20 protein-coding genes and 3 tRNA genes are annotated in these 22169 nt (G+C 59.1%); 10 read left to right on the forward strand and 13 right to left on the reverse strand.

What is annotated here, in order from left to right:
* The first annotated feature begins 46 nt into the window (after window positions 1-46).
* From KBY08_RS00595 to KBY08_RS00620, 6 genes are read left to right on the forward strand one after another with little or no spacing between them, the layout of a single operon-like run.
* The gene (locus tag KBY08_RS00595) at window positions 47-361 is read left to right on the forward strand and encodes a hypothetical protein (RefSeq protein ID WP_225651064.1); all 315 of its coding nucleotides are present in this window, start codon (window positions 47-49) and stop codon (window positions 359-361) included.
* Window positions 358-999: a hypothetical protein gene (locus tag KBY08_RS00600; RefSeq protein ID WP_225651065.1), complete on the forward strand. Its 642-nt coding sequence runs from the start codon at window positions 358-360 to the stop codon at window positions 997-999. Before KBY08_RS00595 ends, KBY08_RS00600 begins: the two co-directional genes overlap by 4 nt.
* A gap of 45 nt (window positions 1000-1044) precedes the next feature.
* The gene (locus KBY08_RS00605) at window positions 1045-3372 is read left to right on the forward strand and encodes a DNA cytosine methyltransferase (RefSeq protein ID WP_225651066.1); all 2328 of its coding nucleotides are present in this window, start codon (window positions 1045-1047) and stop codon (window positions 3370-3372) included.
* Complete coding sequence (locus KBY08_RS00610) at window positions 3369-3536, forward strand: hypothetical protein (RefSeq protein ID WP_225651067.1); 168 nt, start codon at window positions 3369-3371, stop codon at window positions 3534-3536. Before KBY08_RS00605 ends, KBY08_RS00610 begins: the two co-directional genes overlap by 4 nt.
* Before the next feature lie 55 nt (window positions 3537-3591).
* Window positions 3592-3867 (forward strand): hypothetical protein, encoded by a 276-nt coding sequence (locus KBY08_RS00615; RefSeq protein ID WP_225651068.1) that lies wholly within the window; start codon window positions 3592-3594, stop codon window positions 3865-3867.
* Window positions 3864-4100 carry a helix-turn-helix transcriptional regulator gene (locus KBY08_RS00620; RefSeq protein WP_225651069.1) on the forward strand — a complete coding sequence of 79 codons (237 nt, stop codon included), beginning with the start codon at window positions 3864-3866 and terminating at the stop codon, window positions 4098-4100. The genes KBY08_RS00615 and KBY08_RS00620 overlap by 4 nt, the downstream gene beginning before the upstream one ends.
* On the opposite strand, the gene KBY08_RS00625 is transcribed toward KBY08_RS00620, so the two are convergent.
* The 4 genes from KBY08_RS00625 to KBY08_RS00640 all read right to left on the reverse strand — a co-directional run bounded on the left by KBY08_RS00625 (window position 4073) and on the right by KBY08_RS00640 (window position 5804).
* Entirely contained in the window at window positions 4073-5296 is a 1224-nt protein-coding gene (locus KBY08_RS00625; protein ID WP_225651070.1) for a tyrosine-type recombinase/integrase, read from the reverse strand. The two genes, KBY08_RS00620 and KBY08_RS00625, sit on opposite strands and share 28 nt — an antisense overlap.
* 163 nt (window positions 5297-5459) lie before the next feature.
* A tRNA-Leu gene (locus KBY08_RS00630) sits at window positions 5460-5544 on the reverse strand.
* Between the two features lie 56 nt (window positions 5545-5600).
* A tRNA-His gene (locus tag KBY08_RS00635) sits at window positions 5601-5676 on the reverse strand.
* Window positions 5677-5727: 51 nt separating this feature from the next.
* A tRNA-Arg gene (locus KBY08_RS00640) sits at window positions 5728-5804 on the reverse strand.
* A gap of 295 nt (window positions 5805-6099) precedes the next feature.
* Here KBY08_RS00640 and folD point away from each other — a divergent pair.
* Window positions 6100-6954 carry a bifunctional methylenetetrahydrofolate dehydrogenase/methenyltetrahydrofolate cyclohydrolase FolD gene (gene folD, locus KBY08_RS00645; protein ID WP_003404473.1) on the forward strand — a complete coding sequence of 285 codons (855 nt, stop codon included), beginning with the start codon at window positions 6100-6102 and terminating at the stop codon, window positions 6952-6954.
* 64 nt (window positions 6955-7018) lie between these two features.
* Here the strand turns inward: folD and KBY08_RS00650 are convergent, their stop codons facing one another.
* The 6 genes from KBY08_RS00650 to KBY08_RS00675 form a co-directional block, all read right to left on the reverse strand.
* A complete protein-coding gene (locus tag KBY08_RS00650) occupies window positions 7019-8824 on the reverse strand; it encodes an ABC transporter substrate-binding protein (RefSeq protein WP_024639687.1) in 1806 nt (601 codons plus the stop codon).
* 84 nt (window positions 8825-8908) lie between these two features.
* Window positions 8909-9181, reverse strand: a complete 273-nt coding sequence (locus tag KBY08_RS00655) for a DUF2160 domain-containing protein (protein ID WP_003404479.1) — start codon at window positions 9179-9181, stop codon at window positions 8909-8911.
* 12 nt (window positions 9182-9193) lie between these two features.
* Window positions 9194-9994, reverse strand: coding sequence for a carbohydrate ABC transporter permease (locus KBY08_RS00660; RefSeq protein ID WP_003315280.1), 801 nt, complete (start codon window positions 9992-9994; stop codon window positions 9194-9196).
* A gap of 10 nt (window positions 9995-10004) precedes the next feature.
* Complete coding sequence (locus tag KBY08_RS00665) at window positions 10005-10871, reverse strand: carbohydrate ABC transporter permease (protein WP_002552729.1); 867 nt, start codon at window positions 10869-10871, stop codon at window positions 10005-10007.
* Entirely contained in the window at window positions 10864-11979 is a 1116-nt protein-coding gene (locus KBY08_RS00670; RefSeq protein WP_024659846.1) for an ABC transporter ATP-binding protein, read from the reverse strand. Before KBY08_RS00670 ends, KBY08_RS00665 begins: the two co-directional genes overlap by 8 nt.
* Window positions 11979-13073, reverse strand: coding sequence for an ABC transporter ATP-binding protein (locus KBY08_RS00675; RefSeq protein WP_003409725.1), 1095 nt, complete (start codon window positions 13071-13073; stop codon window positions 11979-11981). Before KBY08_RS00675 ends, KBY08_RS00670 begins: the two co-directional genes overlap by 1 nt.
* 299 nt (window positions 13074-13372) lie before the next feature.
* On the opposite strand from KBY08_RS00675, the gene KBY08_RS00680 reads away from it, so the two are divergent.
* Window positions 13373-15229 carry a sigma-54-dependent Fis family transcriptional regulator gene (locus KBY08_RS00680; RefSeq protein WP_032657463.1) on the forward strand — a complete coding sequence of 619 codons (1857 nt, stop codon included), beginning with the start codon at window positions 13373-13375 and terminating at the stop codon, window positions 15227-15229.
* A 109-nt stretch (window positions 15230-15338) separates the two neighbouring features.
* Here the strand turns inward: KBY08_RS00680 and cysS are convergent, their stop codons facing one another.
* Window positions 15339-16721 (reverse strand): cysteine--tRNA ligase, encoded by a 1383-nt coding sequence (gene cysS, locus KBY08_RS00685; protein WP_032657460.1) that lies wholly within the window; start codon window positions 16719-16721, stop codon window positions 15339-15341.
* Between the two features lie 24 nt (window positions 16722-16745).
* Entirely contained in the window at window positions 16746-18440 is a 1695-nt protein-coding gene (locus KBY08_RS00690; protein WP_111522412.1) for a glutamine--tRNA ligase/YqeY domain fusion protein, read from the reverse strand.
* Window positions 18441-18647: 207 nt separating this feature from the next.
* Here KBY08_RS00690 and KBY08_RS00695 point away from each other — a divergent pair, with 207 nt between their 5' ends.
* Window positions 18648-19151, forward strand: coding sequence for a peptidylprolyl isomerase (locus KBY08_RS00695; protein ID WP_003404493.1), 504 nt, complete (start codon window positions 18648-18650; stop codon window positions 19149-19151).
* Window positions 19148-19894 (forward strand): UDP-2,3-diacylglucosamine diphosphatase, encoded by a 747-nt coding sequence (lpxH, locus tag KBY08_RS00700; protein WP_011267205.1) that lies wholly within the window; start codon window positions 19148-19150, stop codon window positions 19892-19894. Before KBY08_RS00695 ends, lpxH begins: the two co-directional genes overlap by 4 nt.
* Before the next feature lie 698 nt (window positions 19895-20592).
* On the opposite strand, the gene KBY08_RS00705 is transcribed toward lpxH, so the two are convergent.
* On the reverse strand, window positions 20593-22152 hold the full coding sequence (locus tag KBY08_RS00705) for a DHA2 family efflux MFS transporter permease subunit (RefSeq protein ID WP_225651077.1): 1560 nt from the start codon (window positions 22150-22152) through the stop codon (window positions 20593-20595).
* Between the last annotated feature and the right edge of the window lie 17 nt (window positions 22153-22169).

Raw genomic sequence — 22169 nt, forward strand, 5'->3', positions numbered from 1 at the left:
CCATTGAGGCAACCCCATGAACCCCATCGCACGACAGGCCCTATCCATGGCCCTACACCACCTTGCGCCTGCGAGTAAGCCAGCGCCGAAGCCCGCCCCCGTGGAAGCGGTACGCGCAGAAATAACCACGCTTGCAGTACCGGGCCGCCCTGCTGTGAGCCAGCCGCCAGACCGATTCGGCTTTGTCGAGGGCAGGCAGTACGCCATCGAAACAATCAACACAATGCCCGCGATGGCTCGATCAGTGCGCGGGCGCAACGACCTTATCCAGACACTCAAACGCTCGGCGGCCGGCAAGCCGGTCAGTCAGGCGCTGGGCATCTGGTCAGTTATCGACGTGATAGAGGAAGCGCAGCAATGAAACAGTCCAAAGCAGATCTGGACGCCGTACTTTTCTGGCGTCGTAAAGCAGTGGCACAGGCGTCTAGCCTTCGTCCAGCGATCGAGCTGCTCAACCTTGCCGACGACGCACTTGCGGAAAACTCCCTGAACAACGTCGGCGCGGTGGTCGAGCACACCCAAGATCGTCGCGATCATCTTCGTGTGCAGATTCAGGCATTCTTGCGCGGAACGGAAATGCCGTCAGCGCTCAAAGAGTGCGGCGCATGCAGCGGCTGTGAAGGCGAGTGCCGCCTGGATGCGGATAGCCCGCCAGCGCTTGGCGGGGAACCGGTGCATATCGAAGCGGTGGCAGTAACACGCGAAGACAAAGACGGGCAGCTGTATCTGGATTGGCTGATAGAGGGTGGTATTTGCGCTCTTGAATCCGCAGGCCAAGTTTTGCTCGTAGCGGGCTCAGCCATCACCGACGACGAAGGCAGTGGCGAGGTATACCGCCACGCTCAGCCCGCCAAAGCGAAGGTGGTGCTGCCTGAGCGCCTTGACCTACCGCATCGTGACGAGTTTGAGAGCGCTGACCAGCATGCAGCGGCGGTTGGCGAGGCAAAGAATTGGAACGCCTGCCTTGATGAAGTCGCCAAGCTGAACACCCCGCAGTAACCCCCCTACTTTCAACGACTCACGGCGCACAGCCGAGGATGAACTATGTCCGCTCACCAGAAGAAACACCCCTTCGATTTCAAAACCCAGTACGGCCTTGGCTTCAATCCGCAAGACGATGAGATCGTTGTGGACTTCTTCTGCGGTGGCGGCGGCGCCGGTACCGGGCTGGAAATGGGCCTTGGGCGCACCGTCAGCGTGGCCAAGAACCACAGCCCGGCTGCAATCAGCATGCACACCGTGAATCACCCGGGTGCGACTCACTTCACGACCGATGTTTTCGACGGCGATCCGGATACCGAATGCGGTGGCAAGGCCGTGGGCTGGTTCCACATGAGCCCGGATTGCACCCACCACAGCCAGGCCGCTGGCGGGCAGCCGCGCAAGCGCGAGATCCGCAACCTGTCGTGGATCGGCTTGAAGTGGGCAGGCAAGAAGAAACCCCGCGTCATCAGCCTGGAGAACGTAAAGCAGATCCTGCAATGGGGGCCGCTGGTGGCCAAGCGCGATAAAGCGACCGGAAGGATCATCAAGCTGGTGCCAGGCGTGAACAAAAAGGGCAAAGAAGTGCTGGTGAAGGTGGTTGCCTCACCCGGCGAAATAGTTCCTGTCGGTGAGCAGTACCTCGTCCCAAACCCCGAGCGCAAAGGCAGCACCTGGAAACGTTTTGTGGCGCTCCTAGAGCAGCACGGTTACGTGGTCGAATGGCGAGTGATTAAGGCGTGCGACTTCGGCGCGCCTACCAGCCGGGAACGCCTGTTCATGATTGCCCGCTGCGACGGACAGCCGATCGTGTGGCCAGAGCCGACGCACGCCAAGCGCCCCGCCAAAGGCCAGAAGCCTTGGAGGACAGCCGCCGAATGCATCGACTTCACCGACCTGGGCAAAAGCATATTCGGACGCAAGAAAGACCTGGCGCCGGCCACACTGCGCCGGGTCGCCAAGGGCATGAAGAAGTTCGTCATCGTCAACCCGGACCCCTTCATCGTCCCGATCGCGAACTGGTCGGGCGAGACGGTGCAATCGGCCAACGAGCCGCTGCGCACGGTGACTTCATATCCCAAAGGCGGCGCTTTCTCGGTCGTCAGCCCAGTCATTGCGCCAGCGACCCACCAAGGCAGCGATCGCATCAACGATCCACTTGAGCCGCTGCCAACGGTGACGTGCGCCAACCGCGGCGAACTGACACTGATCAGCCCTACCCTGATCCAGTCTGGCTACGGTGAGCGCGAAGGCCAACAGCCTCGCGTGCCGGGTATCGATCAGCCATTAGGGACGGTCGTTGCCGGTGGCGTTAAGCATGCGCTCACAAGCTCGATTCTGGTGGGTGCTGGCGGGCCAGTTTATGCAGGCAAGCCAGTAGCAGCAGATCAGCCGGTTGGCACGTTGATGACTCAGAACCACCGAGCACTCGCTTCAGCATGCATCGTCCAGGCAGGTCACGGCGAAGGATCCGGCGCAACGAAACGCCGCTCCCATGGTGTGAACGATATTCTTGGACCGGTCGGCACGGTAACAGCCAGCGGTGGCGGTCAGTCAATCGCTTCGGCGCACTTGGTGAAGTTCCGGTTTGATGATGCGGGCAAAGCGCTCGATGAGCCTCTGCCAACTATCACCGGCGGCGGCAACTACCAGCGGCCTGCAGGTGCTGCCCACGCGATGGGAGTGTCTACGGTGTTCATGGCTCAGATGAACGGCGGCTTCAACACGACGCACGCCAAGGGCGTCGACGAGCCAATGACGACGGTCACCAACACCGGAAGCCAGCAGCAACTGGTGGCCGCAAGCCTGGTTCACCTACGCGGCAACTGTGACGCGCGGGACCCTGCCGATCCGCTGCACACCATCAGCGCTGGCGGCCAGCACCACGGACTGGTCACCGCGTTCATGGAAAGGCAGTTCGGCGCCAGTGTCGGTCAGCCTCTGGATGAACCTGCGCCTACCGTTACGGCAGGTGGCGGCGGTAAAAGCTCTGTCGTATCTCTCAGGCTATCGCCAGAGCATGAGGAAGGTGCACTGCGGGTCGCCGCGTTCCTGATCAGCTATTACGGGACTGAGAACGTCAGCGGTGCAGGCGAACCGGCCCCAACCATCACGACCAAGGATCGCTTGGCGCTGGTCACCGTCATGGTCAAGGGCACGCCCTACGTGATCGTCGACATCTGCCTGCGGATGCTCAAGCCGTCCGAGCTGTACAAGGCCCAGGGCTTCCCAGCCGACTACGTCATCACCCACGGCGCCGACGGCAAGCCATTTACCAAAACCCAGCAGGTTCACATGTGCGGCAACAGCGTTAGCCCGCCCCCTATGGCAGCTCTCGCTCGAGCGAACGATCCGTGGCGAGTCAAGGCAGATCGGGCGGTAGCAGCATGACCAAGCTACGCCGCACCGCCAAACCCAAAATCCTCCCAACACCCTGGCTGGCACGCGATGGTCTTTGCGATATCTGCAACGGCTACCGCGCCCGAGGAAACCACAAGGCCTGCTCCAGAGAGCGTCAGGCCCGTTATGCGAACAGCGCGAAGGAATCGAAATAATGAGCGACAAACCGAACAGCGCCGCCTACGACGGCTTTGATAACGGGGTGGACTGATGGCCCAACTACGTCGAACCCTGCATGGGCTCAAAAGCAAAGGCACGCTGCAAAAGTGGCGGGCCGAACAAGGCCATCGACCTGTACGAATTTGGTCAGGCGAATGGCAGTGTTACTGGCGTGCGGATGGGTGTGGTTACACGACGGTGAAGTCAGAAGCGGGAATTTACACTTTTGATGACGCTGTGAAGCATTCCGGACATTGCAGTCACGAAAAACAAATCTCCTACCTCTTCCTGCCAGAGACAGAACAACCAAACGAGGATCAACCATGAACACCGCACGCAACGACGAAACAGTTGAATTCATCCGCCTGCCGGAAGTAATCAAACTGGTCGGCTACAAGACCAGCAAAATCTATGAAATGGCAAAGACCGGCGAGTTTCCCAAACAGGTCAGACTGGGCGGGCGCTCGGTGGCCTGGGTCAAATCCGAGGTCATCGCCTGGAACAGGGCGCAGGTCGAGGCCGCCAGAGCTGATCAGGAAGCCTCGACCGAATCCAAGTAATCAGCCCAGTCCTGCATCATCCCCCGCCGCTGCTCCACGTATGCGGCATGGTTGTAAGCCCTGCGCACCTTGTTCTCCCCCGCATGTGATAGCTGCGCTTCGATCCAATCGGGGTTGTAGCCCATCTCGTTCAAGGCAGTCGACAGCGTGGCCCTCAGGCCGTGACCAGTCAGCTTGCCCTTGTATCCCATCCTGCTTATTGCGTCGTTGACCGTGTTTTCGCTCATTGGAGTGTTGGGGTTATTGCGCCCCGGTATGAGTAGCTTGCACTGCCCGGTCATCGACATAAGCTGGCGCGCAACATCAACCGCCTGCCGCGACAGTGGCACCAGATAGGGCGGTATATCCCCTGATCCATCCTTCACCTTCAATGCAAGTTGCTTCACGTTCTCCGGTGGGATCGTCCACAAGGCAGCGTCCAGGTCAAACTGACCCGGCGTTGCCGCCCTCACCTCACCAGTTCGAACACCGGTAAGCATCAGCAGCCGGATGGCCAGCAGCGTGAAGACAGAACCGTCGTACTCACGAAGTTTCAGCAAGAAGGGTTTCAGCTCTTCCCGCTTGAGGTACGGGTTATGCCTGACTGGCGGCTGAACAGCAGCGACGATATCCATGTCTGCAGCGGGATTCGTCTCAATCACGCCCTCGGCAATGGCAAAGCGGAATATCTGGTTGAGCCAGGTTCTGCACTTCTCGGCAACGTTCAGCGCCCCGCGTTTTTCAACACGACGTACAGCGGCTAGTACATCGGCGCGGCGAATGTCAGCAATAGGCAGCTTGCCTAGGGCGGGCAACAGATCCTTGTCGAGGTACAGCCGTGATTGGTGGCGTCCGCCCTTAGCCGCGCTGCTCAGGCGTGGCGAACGGAACGCATACCAGCGTTCGGCGACAGCTTCAAAGGTGTTTTGCTGGGACGCTGCGCTCGCCTGCTGTGCCTGCCGACGCTCTGACCTTGGGTCAATGCCTCGAGCAACCATCGTGCGAGCCTGGTCGCGTAACTCGCGGGCATCGCGCAGACCAATCTCTGGGTATGTTCCGAGGGAAATACGCGGCTGCTTGCCGTGCCAGGAGTAACGGAAGTGCCAAGACTTCGTGCCGTTGGCAGACACGAACAGTGCAAGCCCATCACCATCGGTGACGCTGTAATCTTTTTCCTTGGCCTTTGCTTGCCGGACAGCGGTATCAGTCAGGGGCATTAGTACATCACCAGTCAGCTCGAATTCACGATGGACTGACTAATGTACTAAAAATGTGCGGAAGACGCTGGAGTCTTGCGGAACTCTACGCAATAAAAAGCCCGCGCTAGGCGGGCTTCTCTAGACTTTCGCGGTTCTCAGTGGAACCCGGCGAAAGTACAAATGGTGCGGACGGAGAGACTCGAACTCTCACACCTTGCGGCGCTGGAACCTAAATCCAGTGTGTCTACCAATTCCACCACATCCGCATTTCAGACTTTTAAAGCAAAGGCGCCAGACTATGAATCTGGCGCCCTTCTTAATATGGGGTGGACGATGGGGTTCGAACCCACGACCGCAGGAGTCACAATCCTGTGCTCTACCAACTGAGCTACGCCCACCATATTGCGCGTGACGATGCAACTTACTTGCTGTGCCAAAGCTGCCTTGAATGGCGCACCCGGCAGGACTCGAACCTGCGACCATCCGCTTAGAAGGCGGATGCTCTATCCAGCTGAGCTACGGGCACTTATATAATTTGTACTCTTGCGATAACAAACTAAAAGGCTTTCAATCGATCACACCGAGCTGATTTGCAACTCTGCCTGACCGAATCAACCAGTGCTAGCTTAACCAGTGCTGGGCTCTGCCCGGCAAGTGCGACGAATCTTATAGACGCCCCCTGGGGTCGTCAACCTTTTTTTGAAAAAAATTCAGCTAGATAAAGGAGTTAGCTGAATATGCAAAGCAATCGCCTTTGCCCTCGCGCCATGTCATGAGAGAATGCGCGCTCATTTTTTCCTCTCGATGGTTAATCACGCGTCATGACTGCAAAACTAATCGACGGCAAGGCGATCGCCGCCAGCCTGCGCCAGCAGATCGCCAAACGTGTCGCCGAACGTAGCCAGCAAGGTCTGCGTACGCCGGGCCTCGCGGTGATTCTGGTCGGCAGCGACCCCGCCTCCCAAGTCTATGTCTCTCACAAGCGCAAGGACTGCGAGGAAGTCGGCTTTATCTCGCAGGCTTATGACTTGCCCGCTGATACCACTCAGGCAGCACTGACCGATCTGATCGACCGTCTCAATGAAGATGCCGCTGTCGACGGCGTCCTGCTGCAACTGCCCTTGCCCGCGCACCTCGACGCTTCGCTGCTGCTGGAGCGCATTCGCCCGGACAAGGACGTGGACGGCTTCCATCCTTATAACGTGGGTCGCCTCGCTCAACGCATTCCGCTGCTGCGCCCGTGCACTCCCAAAGGCATCATGACCCTGCTGGAAAGCACCGGTGTCGACCTGTACGGCCTGGATGCCGTCGTCGTCGGCGCATCCAACATCGTCGGCCGCCCGATGGCAATGGAACTGCTGCTGGCGGGCTGCACCGTCACGGTGACCCATCGTTTCACCAGGGATCTGGCAGGCCACGTGGGTCGTGCCGATCTGGTGGTGGTTGCCGCCGGCAAGCCGGGCCTTGTCAAAGGCGAATGGATCAAGCCGGGCGCGATCGTCATCGACGTCGGCATCAACCGCCAGGAAGACGGCAAGCTGGTAGGCGATGTGGTTTACGAGACCGCCCTGCCCCGCGCTGGCTGGATCACTCCGGTTCCGGGCGGCGTCGGCCCCATGACCCGCGCCTGCCTGCTGGAAAACACGCTGTACGCGGCAGAAACCCTGCACGACTGATCAGGCTGTTCTGCTCCCATAAAAAACGGCACCTGAGGTGCCGTTTTTTCATTCCCGAAAAAACTTACTTCCTGGCTGCTTCCCAGCTTTTCAGCAAGTCCGCATAGGCGATGGTTTCACCCTTGGGTTTCTCGTTGGCCAGCTTGCGCTGTGGCGCGAGGAACTCGCCGTTGCTCTCTTCGGCCTTCTTGTACCAGACTTCCGCAGTGGTTTCCTTATTCATCTTCGGTGCACATTTGCTGGGTTCCTGCACCTCAGAACGCTGGATGCGCATCATGATCGCATCCTGGTCCTTGGCCAGACCGTCGAGGGCCTCCTGCGCAGTCTTCTCGCCAGTGACCGCCTCGGCCACATGGCTCCACCACAGCTGTGCCAGCTTCGGATAGTCAGGCACGTTGGTGCCGGTAGGCGACCATTGCACGCGGGCCGGGCTGCGATAGAACTCCACCAGACCACCCAGCTTCGGCGCCAGCGCGGTCATTTCCTTGGAGTTGATGTCCGACTCGCGAATCGGCGTCAGGCCGACGATGGTTTTCTTCAGTGAAACGCTCTTCGAGGTCACGAATTGCGCATACAGCCAGGCCGCCAAACGTTTTTTCTCGTCGGACGACTTCAGGAAGGTCCACGAACCGACGTCCTGATAGCCGAGCTTCATGCCTTCTTTCCAGTAAGGGCCTTTTGGCGACGGTGCCATGCGCCACTTCGGCGTGCCGTCAGCATTCATCACCGGCAGGCCTGGCTTGGTCATGTCGGCGGTAAAGGCGGTGTACCAGAAGATCTGTTGCGCGACGTTACCCTGCGAAGGCACCGGACCGGATTCGGAGAAGGTCATGCCCGCCGCTTCCGGCGGTGCATAGGCTTTCAGCCAGTCGATGTATTTCTGCGTGGCGAAGACTGCCGCTGGCCCGTTGGTGTCGCCACCGCGGGTGATGCTGGAACCGACCGGATGGCAATCCTCGACGCGGATGCCCCACTCGTCCACCGGCAGACCGTTAGGCAGGCCCTTGTCGCCGCTGCCCGCCATGGAGAACCAGGCATCGGTGAAACGCCAGCCCAGTGACGGGTCTTTCTTGCCATAGTCCATGTGCCCGAAGACTTTCTTGCCGTCGATCTCCTTGACGTCCTCGCTGAAGAATTTGGCGATGTCTTCATAAGCCGACCAGTTGACCGGAACACCCAGCTCGTAACCGTATTTGTCCTTGAATTTCTTTTTCAGATCAGGACGCTCGAACCAGTCGGCACGGAACCAGTACAGGTTGGCGAACTGCTGATCGGGCAATTGGTACAGCTTCGATTCGACAATGACTTTACCCGAAGCGTTCTTGACTTCGGGAGAGGTGGTAAACGAAGTGCCGATGAAGTCTTTCAGGTCCAGCGTCGGCGAGGTGACTTTACTGCCTTCCGGACTGGCCATCAGGTCGGTCAGAGACAGGGCCTTGCCGTAGCGGAAGTGCGTACCGATCAGGTCCGAGTCGTTGACCCAGCCGTCGTAGATGCTTTTGTCAGACTGCATGGCGGTCTGCAGCTTCTCGATGACATCACCTTCCTGCAGCAAGTCATGGGTGACTTTGATACCGGTGATTTCGGTGAACGCCTTGGCCAGGGTCTTGGACTCGTATTCATGAGTGGTCAGAGTTTCCGACACCACCTTGATGTCCATGCCACGAAACGGCTTGGCCGCTTCGATGAACCACTCCAGCTCTTTCAACTGCTCGGCATCGGAGAGCGTGCTCGGCTTGAACTCGCTCGCCGCCCACTTCTTCGCCGCATCTTCGTACTGATCCGCCCATGCCGACACACTCAACCCGCTGAGCATGATCATGGTTGCCAGCGTCACGCTATGTTGCAGCTTGTTTTTCTTATTGAACATAGTCATCTCCAGGTTGCTTTCATGTAGTCCCGCTTTTTCAATACTGCCGACCGGATCACCCCGGCAACCACGCCCGGCCGCTCTCTACCCCCAACGCATCACCACCAACAGCCACACCAGGGAAGCCCCCGAAGCGATCCAGATGCTCCAGTCCGTCGCGCCGATCACCAGCAGATGCAGATAAGCGCTGCCTAGAAGCCCGATGAAAAGACGGTCGCCACGCGTGGTGGCAATCGGCAGAAAACCGCGACGCTCGATGCTCGCCGAGCGCAATTCCCATACCGTCATACCCACCAGCAACAACCCGATACTGATGAAGAACGCCGCAGTGGGCAGTGTCCAGGACATCCACTCCATTTTTTCGACTCCTCAGACACGACCAAGAGCAAAGCCCTTGACCACATGGTTGCGAACGAACCAGATCACCAGCATGCCCGGCAGAATGGTCAACACCCCTGCCGCCGCCAGCACCCCCCAATCGATACCCGATGCCGACACGGTGCGGGTCATCACCGCAGCGATCGGCTTGGCGTTCACCGAAGTCAGGGTGCGCGCCAGCAACAGCTCGACCCAGGAGAACATGAAGCAGAAAAAGGCGGTGACACCGATACCCGAGCCAATCAGTGGAATGAAAATCTTCACGAAAAACTTGGGAAAGCTGTAACCGTCGATGTAGGCCGTTTCATCGATCTCCTTCGGAACGCCGGACATGAAGCCCTCCAGAATCCATACGGCCAGCGGAACGTTGAACAGACAGTGCGCCAGTGCCACGGCGATGTGCGTGTCAAACAGGCCGATGGACGAATACAGCTGGAAAAACGGCAGCAGGAATACTGCCGGTGGCGCCATGCGGTTGGTCAGCAGCCAGAAGAACAGGTGCTTGTCGCCGAGAAAACGATAGCGTGAAAACGCGTAGGCTGCCGGCAGTGCGACGCTCAGCGATATCACGGTATTGAGGCACACGTAATACAACGAGTTGAGGTAGCCGCTGTACCAGCTTTCGTCGGTGAAGATCACCTTGTAATTGGCCAGGGTGAAATCCTGCGGCCACAGGGTCAGACCACCGAGGATCTCGGTATTGGTCTTGAACGACATGTTGATCAGCCAGTAGATCGGCACCAGCAGAAACAACAGGTAAATCCACAGCGGTATGATTTTGCGCAGACTCATGACCAGCCCCTCAATTCTTTTCGCTGTGAGTCATGGCGGTGTAGAACACCCATGACACCAACAGAATGATCAGGAAATACACCAGCGAGAACGCCGCCGCAGGCCCCAGGTCGAACTGCCCGAGCGCCATGGTGGTCAGGGTCTGACTGAGGAAGGTGGTGGAGTTGCCCGGCCCGCCACCGGTCAGTACGAACGGCTCGGTGTAGATCATGAAGCTGTCCATGAAGCGCAACATCACCGCAATCAGCAGCACGCTTTTCATCTTCGGCAACTGGATATGCCGGAAGATCGCCCAGCCGGACGCCCGATCGATGCGTGCCGCCTGGTAATACACATCCGGAATCGCCCGCAGCCCTGAATAGCAAAGCAGAGCCACCAGCGAGGTCCAGTGCCAGACGTCGATGACCAGCACCGTCACCCAGGCGTCCGAGGCATTGGCGGCGTAGTTGTAGTTGATGCCCAGCACGTTGTTCAGCGTGTAACCCAGCAAGCCGATATCACCACGGCCGAAGATCTGCCAGATCGTGCCGACCACGTTCCACGGGATCAGCAGTGGAATGGTCATCACGATCAGGCACAGCGACGACCAGCGGCCCTTGGTCGGCATGGTCAGGGCAATCGCGATACCCAGCGGGATCTCGATCAGCAGTACACAGCCCGAATAAATGAACTGACGCAGCAGCGAGTCGTGCAGACGCGGGTCCTGCAGGACCTGCCGGAACCAGTCGGTGCCGACGAAATAGCGACTGGACTGGTCGAAGATGTCCTGCACCGAATAGTTGACCACGGTCATCATCGGGATAATCGCGCTGAATGCCACCAGCAGAAACACCGGCATCACCAGCCACCAGGCCTTGTTGTTCTGAACCTTACGCATGGGACACCTCACTGGCAGGGCCGGCTTCGAGCAGGTAATCATCTGCATAGAGCATCAGCCATTGCCCCGGAAAGCTGATCCAGGCCTGGCCTTGCGGTACCGGTTTGTCTTCCTGCAGACGCACCTTCAGCAGTTGTCCGGCCAGTTTCAGAGTGATGATCTTGTAGGTGCCGAGGTCTTCCACATAGGTCACGTCGGCGCACATCGCATCGTCGTAAGGTCCGTCCCAGACATGCACGAACTCAGGACGAATACCCACTTTCAGAGTTTTCCACGGCGTATTGGCCAGTTTTTGCTGCAACGACTCAGGCAACGGCAGGTGAATATCGGAAAAACCGACACCGCCCGGCTGCGGCGTAACGTCAATCAGATTCATCCCCGGGCTGCCGATGAAATAGCCGACAAAAGTGTGCGACGGCTTTTCGAACAGCTCCCGCGGCGTGCCGAACTGGACGATCTGTCCGCCATACATCACGGCGATCTTGTCGGCGAAGGTCGACGCCTCCAGTTGATCGTGGGTGACGTAAACCATGGTGATATTGAACTGCTCGTGGATCTGCTTGAGCTTGCGCCGCAGTTTCCACTTCAGGTGCGGATCGATCACGGTCAGCGGCTCGTCGAAGAGGATCGCCGACACGTCATCGCGCACCAGCCCGCGACCCATGGAGACTTTCTGCTTTTCATCCGCGCTGAGGTTGCGCGCCTTCTTTTTCAGCAGCGGCTGCAGGTCCAGGACATCGGCAATTTCGTTGACCTTGATGAGAATCCGCGCCTCGTCCATGCCCTGATTGCGCAGCGGAAAGGCCAGATTGTCGAACACGGTCATGGTGTCGTAGATCACCGGAAACTGGAAAACCTGAGCGATGTTACGGCGTTCCGGGGGCAGCTCATTGACGACTTTCGAGTCGAACAGCACCTGGCCCTGCGACGGACTGAGCAGACCGGAAATGATGTTGAGCAGGGTTGACTTGCCACACCCGGAAGGCCCGAGCAGCGCGTAAGCACCACCCTGCTCCCAGACGTGGCTCATCTCGCGAATTGCATAGTCGTCAGGACCAGGCTTGGTACTGTAGCTGTGCGCAAGGTTCTGCAAGCGGATCTCGGCCATCAGGCAACCCTCGCCATACGCAGGCCCGGCGCCTGAATCAGGCCGCCCTGCTGATCGAATACAAACAATTTGTGGGTCGGGATGTACACCCGAATCGCCGCATCGACGTCATAGGCATGCACGCCTGGCAGATGCAGGACCAGCGAGAACAGCTCGTTGCGCACATGCAGGAAGGTTTCCGAGCCGCTGATTTCCGCCAGTTCGACAGTAACCGCCAGTTCCAGGTCGTCATCGTTGGACGGCACCAGGCTCAAATGGCTGGGGCGCACGCCGAAACGATACTCGCCATCGCCGACGGCCCGCAGGTCGACGTTGAGCGGGAAATGCACGAAGTTGGCGAAGCTGACTTCATTGCCTTCTATACGGCCCGGCATGAGGTTGATCGGCGGTTCGGAGAACAACTCGGCGGCCAGCACAGTCGCGGGTCGATGATAAACCTCGGGGGTCTTGCCGCTCTGCACCACCCGCCCTTCATGCAGGATGGTGGTGGTGCCGCCCAGCGCCAGCGCTTCATTGGGCTCGGTAGTCGCGTAGATAGCGATGGTATGGCGCGCGGCAAACAGCTCGCGCATTTCCTGGCGCAGCTCTTCGCGCAGCTTGTAATCGAGGTTGACCAACGGTTCGTCGAAGAGGATCAGTTCGGCGTCCTTGACCAGCGCCCTGGCCATCGCGGTGCGCTGCTGCTGCCCGCCGGACAGTTCGAGGGGGTGGCGTTGCAGGAATTTTTCGATGCGCAGCATCTTCGCGGTTTCCTGCACCCGGCTGTGGATCACGTCTTTGGAAAGACCCGCCTGACGCAGCGGCGAAGCGATGTTTTCGAACACCGTCATGCTCGGGTAATTGATGAACTGCTGATAAACCATCGAGACGTTGCGCAGGCGAACCGGACGATGGGTGACATCGACCCCGTTCATCAGCACTCGCCCGCTGTCCGGCTTGTCCAGCCCGGCCATCAGGCGCATCAGGCTGGTTTTGCCGGACAGGGTGCGCCCCAGCAGAACGTTGAATGATCCCGGCTCAAAGCTCAGGGAAGCGTCGTCGATCCAGACCTGGCCATCGACGGCGCGACTGACATGCTCCAGCGTGAGTGACATGGCGTGCCCTTTGTTGTTTTTTTCTTAAGGGTGAATGCGTGACTGTTTGCAGATAGCGACATTCGTGCCAGCTCAGCCAGCTTGCCGGTGAAGCCCGGGACAGAGCGTTCGCCCGTATTCAGGGGACGAAACGCCTTTCACAGCTGAACAATAATGAACAGAAAATACTGAACACTTGAACAAAATGAACATTGACTTTGAACACAACTGAACGACACTGGACTGACGTTGCGGGCAAGGATGGTCACGCCGACGGGACCTAAAAACAAAAACAATACGTCACATTCGCAGGCATCCTCATGTCTCAAACCAGCGCTTCGCTTGCTCACGACATCATCATTCAGGATTCATGGACCCGCTGCCGGGACTTCGGCCTCAATCATCAGACGCGCCCCTCATTCGGCCAATTGCCGGGGACGGAGGTTTCCAGGCTGCTGGAGCGCCATCACGGACTGGTACAGACCACCCATCAGGAGGTCCTGCCGGTCTACGAAAACATTCTCAGCAACTCCAGCTGTCTGATTCTGCTGGCCGACCCTCAAGGTCAGTTGCTCAAGTCATGGGGTGCACAACGCTTCGTCGAATCGTCCCAGGCTCAAGGCTTCATGCCAGGTGCCAGCTGGAACGAACGCGGCACGGGCACCAACGCCATCGGCACGGCGCTGGCCTGCGAAGAGGCCATCCATATTGAACCGGACGAGCATTTCCTCAAGGCCAACCGTTTCATGACCGGTTCGGCCTCACCGATCTTCGACGCAGACAGGCGCATCATCGCCGTGCTGGATGTGTCCAGCGACAGCTTCCTGCCACCCTCGCACACGCTGGGCATGGTCAAAATGATGAGCCAGTCGGTGGAAAACCGCCTGATCCTCGACCAGTTTCGCGATTCCCACTTCCAGCTGATCTTCAATACCGGCCTGAACAACCTCGACAGCCAATGGGCTGGCCTGCTGATTTTTGACGAAAGCGGCCAGATCCTGTGCGCCAATCGGCGTGCCGACGCCTTGCTGGGGACGACTCCGGCCGGTGCCAGCATCGAGACGCTGTTCAAGTGTCCGATCCTGCAACTGCTCAGCGAGACCGAAGCGCGTCCGTTTGCGCTGCATGCATTTGGCAACAATCGCTTTCAGTGCCTGCTCAAACGCCCGACTCGCAAACCATTGAAGCTGCATTGCGTCCAGGCTGCGCAGGTGCCTGCAGCACCATCACGAAACCTTGACCTGCAGGCCATCAGCATGGGCGATGCGAAAGTCGAGAAGGCTGTGCGTCAGGCCCAACGGCTGCTGGAAAAAGACATCCCGCTGCTCATTCATGGTGAAACCGGGGTCGGCAAGGAAGTGTTTGTCAAAGCCCTGCATCAGGCCAGTGTGCGCGCCAGCCAGCCGCTGATCGCGGTCAACTGTGCAGCGATCCCGGCCGACCTGGTCGAGGCCGAGCTGTTTGGCTATGAAAGAGGCGCCTTCACCGGGGCCAACCAGAAAGGCAGCATCGGCCTGATCCGCAAGGCCGACAAAGGCACGCTGTTTCTCGACGAAGTGGGCGACATGCCGATGCCGGTACAGGCGCGACTGCTGCGTGTGCTGCAAGAGCGCTGCGTTCAGCCATTGGGCAGCAGCGAGCTGTATCCGGTCGATATACGGCTGATTTCAGCCACCAACCGGGGCCTGCGCGATCAGGTCCAGGCGGGGCTTTTTCGCCAGGATCTTTATTATCGGATCAGCGGCCTGAGCATCGAACTCCCGCCCCTGCGCGAGCGGACTGACAAACATGCGCTGATCCAGCGAATCTGGGAGCGGCACCGTGATGCTCACCAGCGCGCGGGCTTTTCCAGAGAAGTGCTTGAATTATTCGAGCATCACCCCTGGCCGGGCAACCTGCGCCAGCTCAACAGTGTGATTCAGGTAGCGCTGGCACTGGCCGACGAACAGCCGATCGGCACTGACCATCTGCCCGAGGACTTTCTGCTCGACGCTCACGCGGATGAGGAATGCCGTGCCCCGGTCAGGACTCAGGAGTCGGCCACGCGCCTTCACTCGAGCGAAGACCTCGGCCAATTGTTTCAAGCGGCAGGCGGGAATATTTCACAGCTGGCCAAACGTCTGGGCGTCAGCCGCAACACGCTGTACAAGCGGTTGCGGGAGCAGCGGATCGTTTAGTGTTTGACGCTCGGCAGGCAGCACATCATCGAGGACAGGACGCGGAGCGTCCAGAACAGCATGCCCATGCGGAGCATGGGCACGATAGTATTTCAGGGATAGTCCTTGATCAGTCCGCCAGACGCCAGGTCGTGCCGCCCTTGCCGTCCTCCAGCAGCACGCCCATGGCGGTGATCCGGTCGCGGATACGGTCGGACTCGGCCCAGTCTTTCGCGGCACGCGCCGCCAGACGCGCCTGAATCAGCGCCTCCACTTCAGCCGCATCGACCCGTCCTTCCGCGCCAGCGCGCAAAAAGTCGTCGGCTTCGAGCTGCAGAACACCCAGCACGCTGGCCAGTTGCTTCAAACGTGCCGCCAGACCCGCCGCCGCTGCCACATCGGATTCGCGCAGACGATTGATCTCGCGGACCATCTCGAACAGCACCGCACAGGCTTCAGGCGTACCGAAGTCATCGTTCATCGCCGTGCTGAAACGCTCGACGAACGCCTCGCCACCCGCAGGTTCGGCGACCGGCAGGCCCTTGAGCGCGTGATAGAACCGCTCCAGTGCCGCCTTCGACTCACGCAGGCTGTCTTCGGAATAGTTGATCGCGCTGCGGTAGTGGCTCGACACCAGCAGGTAACGCACCACTTCAGGGTGGTATTTCTCCAGCACGTCGCGAATAGTGAAGAAGTTGTTCAGGGACTTGGACATCTTCTCGCCATTGATACGAATCATGCCGCAGTGCAACCAGGCATTGGCGTAGGTCTTGCCGGTGGCCGCTTCGCTCTGGGCGATTTCGTTTTCATGGTGCGGAAACTCAAGGTCGCTGCCGCCGCCATGAATATCGAAGGTCTCGCCCAGGCAGCAGGTCGACATCACCGAGCACTCGATATGCCAGCCGGGGCGTCCTGCACCCCAAGGCGATTCCCAGCTTGGCTCGCCCGGCTTGACGCCTTTCCAGAGCACGAAGTCCAGCGGATCTTCCTTGGACTCGTCCACTTCGATGCGTGCGCCGATGCGCAGGTCTTCGATCTTCTTGCGCGACAGCTTGCCGTAACCCTGAAACTTGCCGACCCGATAATACACATCGCCATTACCCGGCGCGTAGGCATAGCCCTTGTCGATAAGGGTCTGGATCATGGCGTGCATGCCAGGGATATGATCGGTGGCACGCGGCTCCATGTCCGGCTTGAGGATGTTGAGGCGCGCCTCGTCCTCGTGCATGGCCTCGATCATGCGCGCGGTCAGTGCGTCGAACGACTCACCGTTTTCCCGCGCCCGGTTGATGATCTTGTCGTCGATATCGGTAATGTTGCGCACATAGGTCAGTTCATAACCGCTGAAGCGCAACCAGCGCGTCACCAGATCGAACGCAACCATGCTGCGGCCATGGCCCAGGTGGCAGTAGTCGTACACGGTCATCCCGCAGACGTACATGCGCACCTTGTTGCCATCCAGCGGCTTGAAAACTTCTTTGCTCTTGGTGAGCGTGTTGTAGATAGAAAGCACGTGCTCCCCCTCAAACGTACAGCATCAGGTCCAGGAATCCCGCAACGTCACGGTGCGGTTGAAGACAGGTCGACCGGGTCTGGAGTCCTTGATGTCCGCGCAGAAATAACCTTCGCGTTCGAACTGGAAACGGTCTTCCGGTTGCGCTTGTGCCAATGAAGGCTCGGCGCGACAACCGGTCAGTACTTGCAGGGAGTCCGGGTTGATGTTGTCCAGAAAGCTTGCGCCCTCTTCGGCTTTTTCAGGGTTCGGCGAACGGAACAGACGATCGTACAAACGCACTTCGCACTCTACGCTCTCGGCTGCCGGCACCCAGTGCACGACGCCCTTGACCTTGCGGCCTTCAGGGTTCTTGCCCAACGTTTCCGGGTCGTAGGAGCAACGCAGCTCGATGATGTTGCCGTCGGCATCCTTGATCGCCTCATCGGCACGGATCACATAGCTGCCGCGCAAACGCACTTCACCATTGGGCTCAAGACGCTTGTAGCCCTTCGGCGGCTCTTCCATGTAATCGTCGCGATCGATGTAAAGCTCCCGCGAGAACGGCAGCTCGCGCATGCCCAGGTCTTCTTTCGGGTGGCGCGGCAGCTCCAGCTTCTCGACCTGGCCTTCCGGGTAGTTGGTGATGACCACTTTCAGCGGGCGCAGCACGCACATGGCGCGCGGCGCGCTGTGGTCCAGGTCGTCGCGGATGCTGAATTCGAGCATGCCGAAATCGACAACGCCGTCAGAGCGGTTGGTGCCGATCATTTCGCAGAAATTGCGAATCGATTTCGGCGTGTAGCCACGGCGACGGAAGCCCGACAGCGTCGACATGCGCGGGTCATCCCAGCCATTGACGTGTTTCTCGTCAACCAGTTGCTTGAGCTTGCGCTTGCTGGTGATGGTGTAGTTCAGGTTCAGGCGCGAAAACTCATACTGACGCGGCTTGCACGGCACCGGCAGGTTGTCGAGAAACCAGTCGTACAGCGGACGATGGCTTTCGAACTCCAGGGTGCAGATCGAGTGGGTGATGCCTTCGAGGGCATCCGACTGACCGTGGGTGAAGTCATAGATCGGATAGATGCACCACTTGTCGCCGGTCTGATGGTGATGCGCATGGCGAATGCGGTAGATGATCGGGTCACGCAGGTTCATGTTCGGCGAGGCCATGTCGATTTTGGCGCGCAGTACGCGAGCGCCATCCTCGAACTCACCGGCTTTCATGCGCGCGAACAGGTCGAGGTTTTCCTCGACGCCACGCTCGCGGAACGGACTGTTCTTGCCCGGCTCGGTCAGGGTGCCGCGATATTCGCGCGCCTGCTCAGGGGTCAGATCGTCCACATAAGCCTTGCCTGCCTTGATCAGCTCGACCGCCCAGTCGTGCAACTGGTCGAAATACTGCGAGGCGTAGCGCACTTCGCCCGCCCACTCGAAGCCCAGCCACTTGACGTCACTCATGATGGCGTCGATGTATTCCTGGTCTTCCTTGGCCGGGTTGGTGTCATCGAAACGCAGGTGCGTATCGCCACCGAACTCCTGGGCCAGACCGAAGTTCACGCAGATCGACTTGGCGTGACCGATGTGCAGGTAGCCGTTGGGCTCCGGCGGAAAGCGGGTCACGATTTTGCTGTGCTTGCCCGAGTCCAGGTCTGCCTGCACGATAGGACGCAGGAAATTGGTCGGTACGGCTGGACCTGCCTTTGAATGGGCAGCGGGTTCTGGAGTGGGCTTGCTCATAGGATCCTTGGACATACGTGCGCGGCCAGGGTAGGCCGACTAAATCAAAGCGCTTATCATAGCCGAAGCTGTCAAGTCCCTGACAACAGACTGCGTATTTGAAGGCATAAAAGCTGCAAAAGCGCTGAAAAATGTAACCTCGTCTGTAAACTGCGCGTCAGGGTCATAATCCGCCCATTCATGCATGACTAGAGAGCGACTTCCCAAATGCCTAATGTAAAGCTGACTACCAACCACGGCGACATCGTGCTGCAACTGAACGAAGAAAAAGCGCCGCTGACCGTTGCCAACTTCATCGAATACGTTAAAGCCGGCCACTACGAAAACACGGTTTTCCACCGTGTGATCGGCAATTTCATGGTTCAGGGCGGCGGTTTCGAGCCTGGCATGAAAGAAAAGAAAGACAAGCGCCCGAGCATCCAGAACGAAGCCGACAACGGTCTGCCGAACAAGAAGTACAGCGTCGCCATGGCCCGTACCATGGAACCGCATTCGGCCTCTGCGCAGTTCTTCATCAACGTCGCTGACAACGCCTTTCTGAACCACAGCGCCAAGACCGTTCAGGGCTGGGGTTACGCTGTGTTCGGTGAAGTGATCGAAGGCACCGACGTGGTCGACAAGATCAAAGGCGTGGCGACTTCCAGCAAGGCCGGCCATCAGGACGTCCCGGTAGAAGACGTGATCATCGAGAAAGCCGAGATCGTTGAGTGATACTGCTGATCTCCGATCTGCATCTTGAACAGGAGCGCCCGGACATTACCCGGGCGTTTCTGGATCTGCTCGCAGGACGCGCTCGCGAAGCCGAGTCGCTGTATATCCTCGGGGATTTCTTTGAAGTCTGGATCGGTGACGACGCGATGTCGCCGTTCCAGCTTTCGATCTGCAAGGCCCTGCGCGAATTGAGCGACAGCGGCACACGAATTTTTCTGATGCACGGCAACCGTGATTTCATGCTCGGCAAGGGCTTCTGCAAGGCAGCGGGCTGCACGCTGCTGAGCGACCCGAGCGTTGTGCAACTGAACGGTGAGCCGGTGCTGCTGATGCACGGCGACAGTCTGTGCACCCGCGATGAAGGCTATATCCGGATGCGTCGCTATCTGCGCCATCCGCTGACGCTGTTTATTTTGCGCCATTTGCCGCTGGGCACTCGGCACAAGTTGGCGCGCAAGTTGCGTAATGAGAGCCGTGCGCAAACCCGTATGAAGGCCAATGATATTGTCGATGTGACGCCGGACGAGGTGCCGCGAATCATGCAGCAGTTCGGTGTGCGTACGTTGGTCCACGGCCACACTCATCGTCCGGCTATTCATAAATTGCAGATTGGCGATCAGGCGGCCAGGCGCATTGTGCTGGGTGACTGGGATCGTCAGGGCTGGGTGTTGCAGGTGGATGAGCAGGGTTTCAATCTGAGTTCGTTCGACTTTGTGCCCGAGACGGTTGCGCTGTTGAATTGATGGTGCGGGATCGCGTGAACTGACCCCGAAAAGCTGGACGGTTGACTATCGTTCCCATGCTCCGCGTGGGAATGCAGTTCGTGACGCTCTGCGTCACACAGCGGTTCTGCGATGTCAGGTGGATTGGGGTTCGGCTCAGGTCACCTTTGGATTGGGGCTCGACACAGACTCTCGTTCCCACGCTCCGCGTGGTAATGCCTTTCGTGACGCTCTGCGTCACACGGCGGTTCTGCGATATCAGGTAGATTGGCAGTAGGCTCAGGTCACCTTTTCGCCCCTCGGCGACTCACTTTGAGGGACCAAAGTGAGCAAAGTCCCCGCTCCTGTTTCCGGCCCGACTTCGTCGGGTTCCTTCGTCCTGACACTGATCCGGGGGTCGCTGCAACGGGCCATCCCTGGCCCGGTGCAGCTAACTCGGCATCCTTGCCGAGTTTCCCCCGGATCAATGTCAGGACTCAGCCGTCACTTACGTCGCAATCTGTGTCGTCAGTGCCATCGTGGTTGAAAAACACTTTTGCGGCAGTGGCTGCGGGTAAGGCATGAGATTGTTTTGAATATCGTTCCCATGCTCCGCGTGGGAATGCAGTTCGTGACGCTCTGCGTCACACAGCGGTTCTGCGTCGTCTGTGCCATCGTGGTTGAAAAAGCACTTTAGAGCAGTTTGGCCATAGACACGGTTCAGATAGGCGCACAAGAAACTAGTGCCCGCCGCCTGCCGCAGGCCCGGCCTTGGCGGCGAATGGGGGTTTGGCCAGCCAGACGAGCAGGATCAGTCCGGCGAATATCCAGCCCAGCAGGTAGAAGTAATCCACGGTGGACATCATGTAGGCCTGTGCGTTGAGGGTCTGCTCCAGTTGCGCGTAGGCTTGCGGGCTGGCGCCGCCCAGGCTGTCGAGGGCGTGGCGGGTGGCGGGGTCGAAGGTGCTGATGTTTTCGCTCAGGTAGGCATGATGCTGGTTGGCGCGGCGGATCCAGATCCAGGTGGTCAGCGATGCTGCGAAGCTGCCGCCCAGGGTGCGCAGGAAGGTTGCCAGTCCGGAGCCATCGGCGATCTGATCAGGCGGCAGGTCGGACAGCAGAATGCTCAGGGTCGGCATGAAGAACAGTGCCACGCCGATGCCCATGAACAACTGCACCATCGCCACGTGTTCGAAATCCACGTCGGTGTTGAAGCCTGCACGCATGAAGCAGCTCAGCCCCATCGCCAGGAACGCCAGCCCGGCCAGCAGACGCAGGTCGAACTTGTGCGCGTACTTGCCGACAAAGGGCGACATCAGTACCGGCAGGATGCCAATCGGCGCGACAGCCAGCCCCGCCCAGGTCGCGGTATAGCCCATCTGGGTCTGCAACCACTGCGGCAATATCAGGTTGATGCCGAAGAAGCCGGAATAGCCGCCGATCATGACCAGCGTGCCGATGCGGAAATTGCGGTAGGCAAACAGGCGCAGGTTGACGATCGGGTGCTTGTCGGTCATTTCCCAGATGACGAAGAAAACCAGCGCCACCAGCGAAATCAGCGAGCCGAAGATGATGAAATTCGACTCGAACCAGTCCAGATCATTACCCTTGTCGAGCACTACCTGCAGCGCGCCCACACCGACGATCAGCGCCAGCAGGCCAATGTAGTCCAGCGGTTGGCGAGCCGTACTGACCGGTCTCTTGGCCAGCTGCGTACGCACTACCAGCACAGCGAACAGACCGATGGGAATGTTGATGAAGAAGATCCACGGCCAGCTGTAACTGTCGGTAATCCAGCCACCGAGGATCGGCCCGGCAATGGGCGCCACCACCGTCACCATCGCCAGCAACGCCAGGGCCATGCCCCTTTTGGCGGGCGGGTACACCGCAATCAGCAGGGTCTGACTCATCGGATACAGCGGCCCGGCGACCATCCCCTGCAGCGCGCGGAAGCCCACCAGCTCCGGCATGGACTGGGAAATGCCGCACAGAAACGAAGCCATGACGAACAGAATGGTGGCCCACAGGAACAGCTTGACCTCACCGAAGCGGCGACTGAGCCAGCCGGTCAGTGGCAAGGCAATCGCGTTGCTGACCGCAAACGAGGTGATCACCCAGGTGCTCTGCTCTGAACTGACTCCCAGGTTGCCGGCGATGGTCGGCAGCGCCACGTTGGCAATCGTGGTATCGAGCACCTGCATGAAGGTTGCCAGCGACAGACCGATGGTGCACAGCAACAGGCTTGGCGGGGTAAAAGAAGCGGGGGCGTTGTTGCTCATCGCGAATCCCTGAAGACGAATGCGACACCCCGGCCAGC

It is taken from the genome of Pseudomonas sp. P135, assembly GCF_020312125.1.
GTDB classification, from domain to species: Bacteria; Pseudomonadota; Gammaproteobacteria; order Pseudomonadales; family Pseudomonadaceae; genus Aquipseudomonas; species Aquipseudomonas fragariae.

Coding starts and splice junctions, on each gene's coding strand:
- KBY08_RS00600 (WP_225651065.1), top strand. CDS start 358: ATGAAACAGTCCAAAGCAGATCTGGACGCCGTACTTTTCTGGCGTCGT.
- KBY08_RS00615 (WP_225651068.1), top strand. CDS start 3,592: ATGGCCCAACTACGTCGAACCCTGCATGGGCTCAAAAGCAAAGGCACG.
- KBY08_RS00605 (WP_225651066.1), top strand. CDS start 1,045: ATGTCCGCTCACCAGAAGAAACACCCCTTCGATTTCAAAACCCAGTAC.
- KBY08_RS00610 (WP_225651067.1), top strand. CDS start 3,369: ATGACCAAGCTACGCCGCACCGCCAAACCCAAAATCCTCCCAACACCC.
- KBY08_RS00595 (WP_225651064.1), top strand. CDS start 47: ATGGCCCTACACCACCTTGCGCCTGCGAGTAAGCCAGCGCCGAAGCCC.
- folD (WP_003404473.1), top strand. CDS start 6,100: ATGACTGCAAAACTAATCGACGGCAAGGCGATCGCCGCCAGCCTGCGC.
- KBY08_RS00650 (WP_024639687.1), bottom strand. CDS start 8,824: ATGTTCAATAAGAAAAACAAGCTGCAACATAGCGTGACGCTGGCAACC.
- KBY08_RS00680 (WP_032657463.1), top strand. CDS start 13,373: ATGTCTCAAACCAGCGCTTCGCTTGCTCACGACATCATCATTCAGGAT.
- KBY08_RS00655 (WP_003404479.1), bottom strand. CDS start 9,181: ATGGAGTGGATGTCCTGGACACTGCCCACTGCGGCGTTCTTCATCAGT.
- KBY08_RS00690 (WP_111522412.1), bottom strand. CDS start 18,440: ATGAGCAAGCCCACTCCAGAACCCGCTGCCCATTCAAAGGCAGGTCCA.
- KBY08_RS00675 (WP_003409725.1), bottom strand. CDS start 13,073: ATGTCACTCACGCTGGAGCATGTCAGTCGCGCCGTCGATGGCCAGGTC.
- KBY08_RS00665 (WP_002552729.1), bottom strand. CDS start 10,871: ATGCGTAAGGTTCAGAACAACAAGGCCTGGTGGCTGGTGATGCCGGTG.
- KBY08_RS00695 (WP_003404493.1), top strand. CDS start 18,648: ATGCCTAATGTAAAGCTGACTACCAACCACGGCGACATCGTGCTGCAA.
- KBY08_RS00625 (WP_225651070.1), bottom strand. CDS start 5,296: ATGCCCCTGACTGATACCGCTGTCCGGCAAGCAAAGGCCAAGGAAAAA.
- KBY08_RS00670 (WP_024659846.1), bottom strand. CDS start 11,979: ATGGCCGAGATCCGCTTGCAGAACCTTGCGCACAGCTACAGTACCAAG.
- KBY08_RS00660 (WP_003315280.1), bottom strand. CDS start 9,994: ATGAGTCTGCGCAAAATCATACCGCTGTGGATTTACCTGTTGTTTCTG.
- KBY08_RS00620 (WP_225651069.1), top strand. CDS start 3,864: ATGAACACCGCACGCAACGACGAAACAGTTGAATTCATCCGCCTGCCG.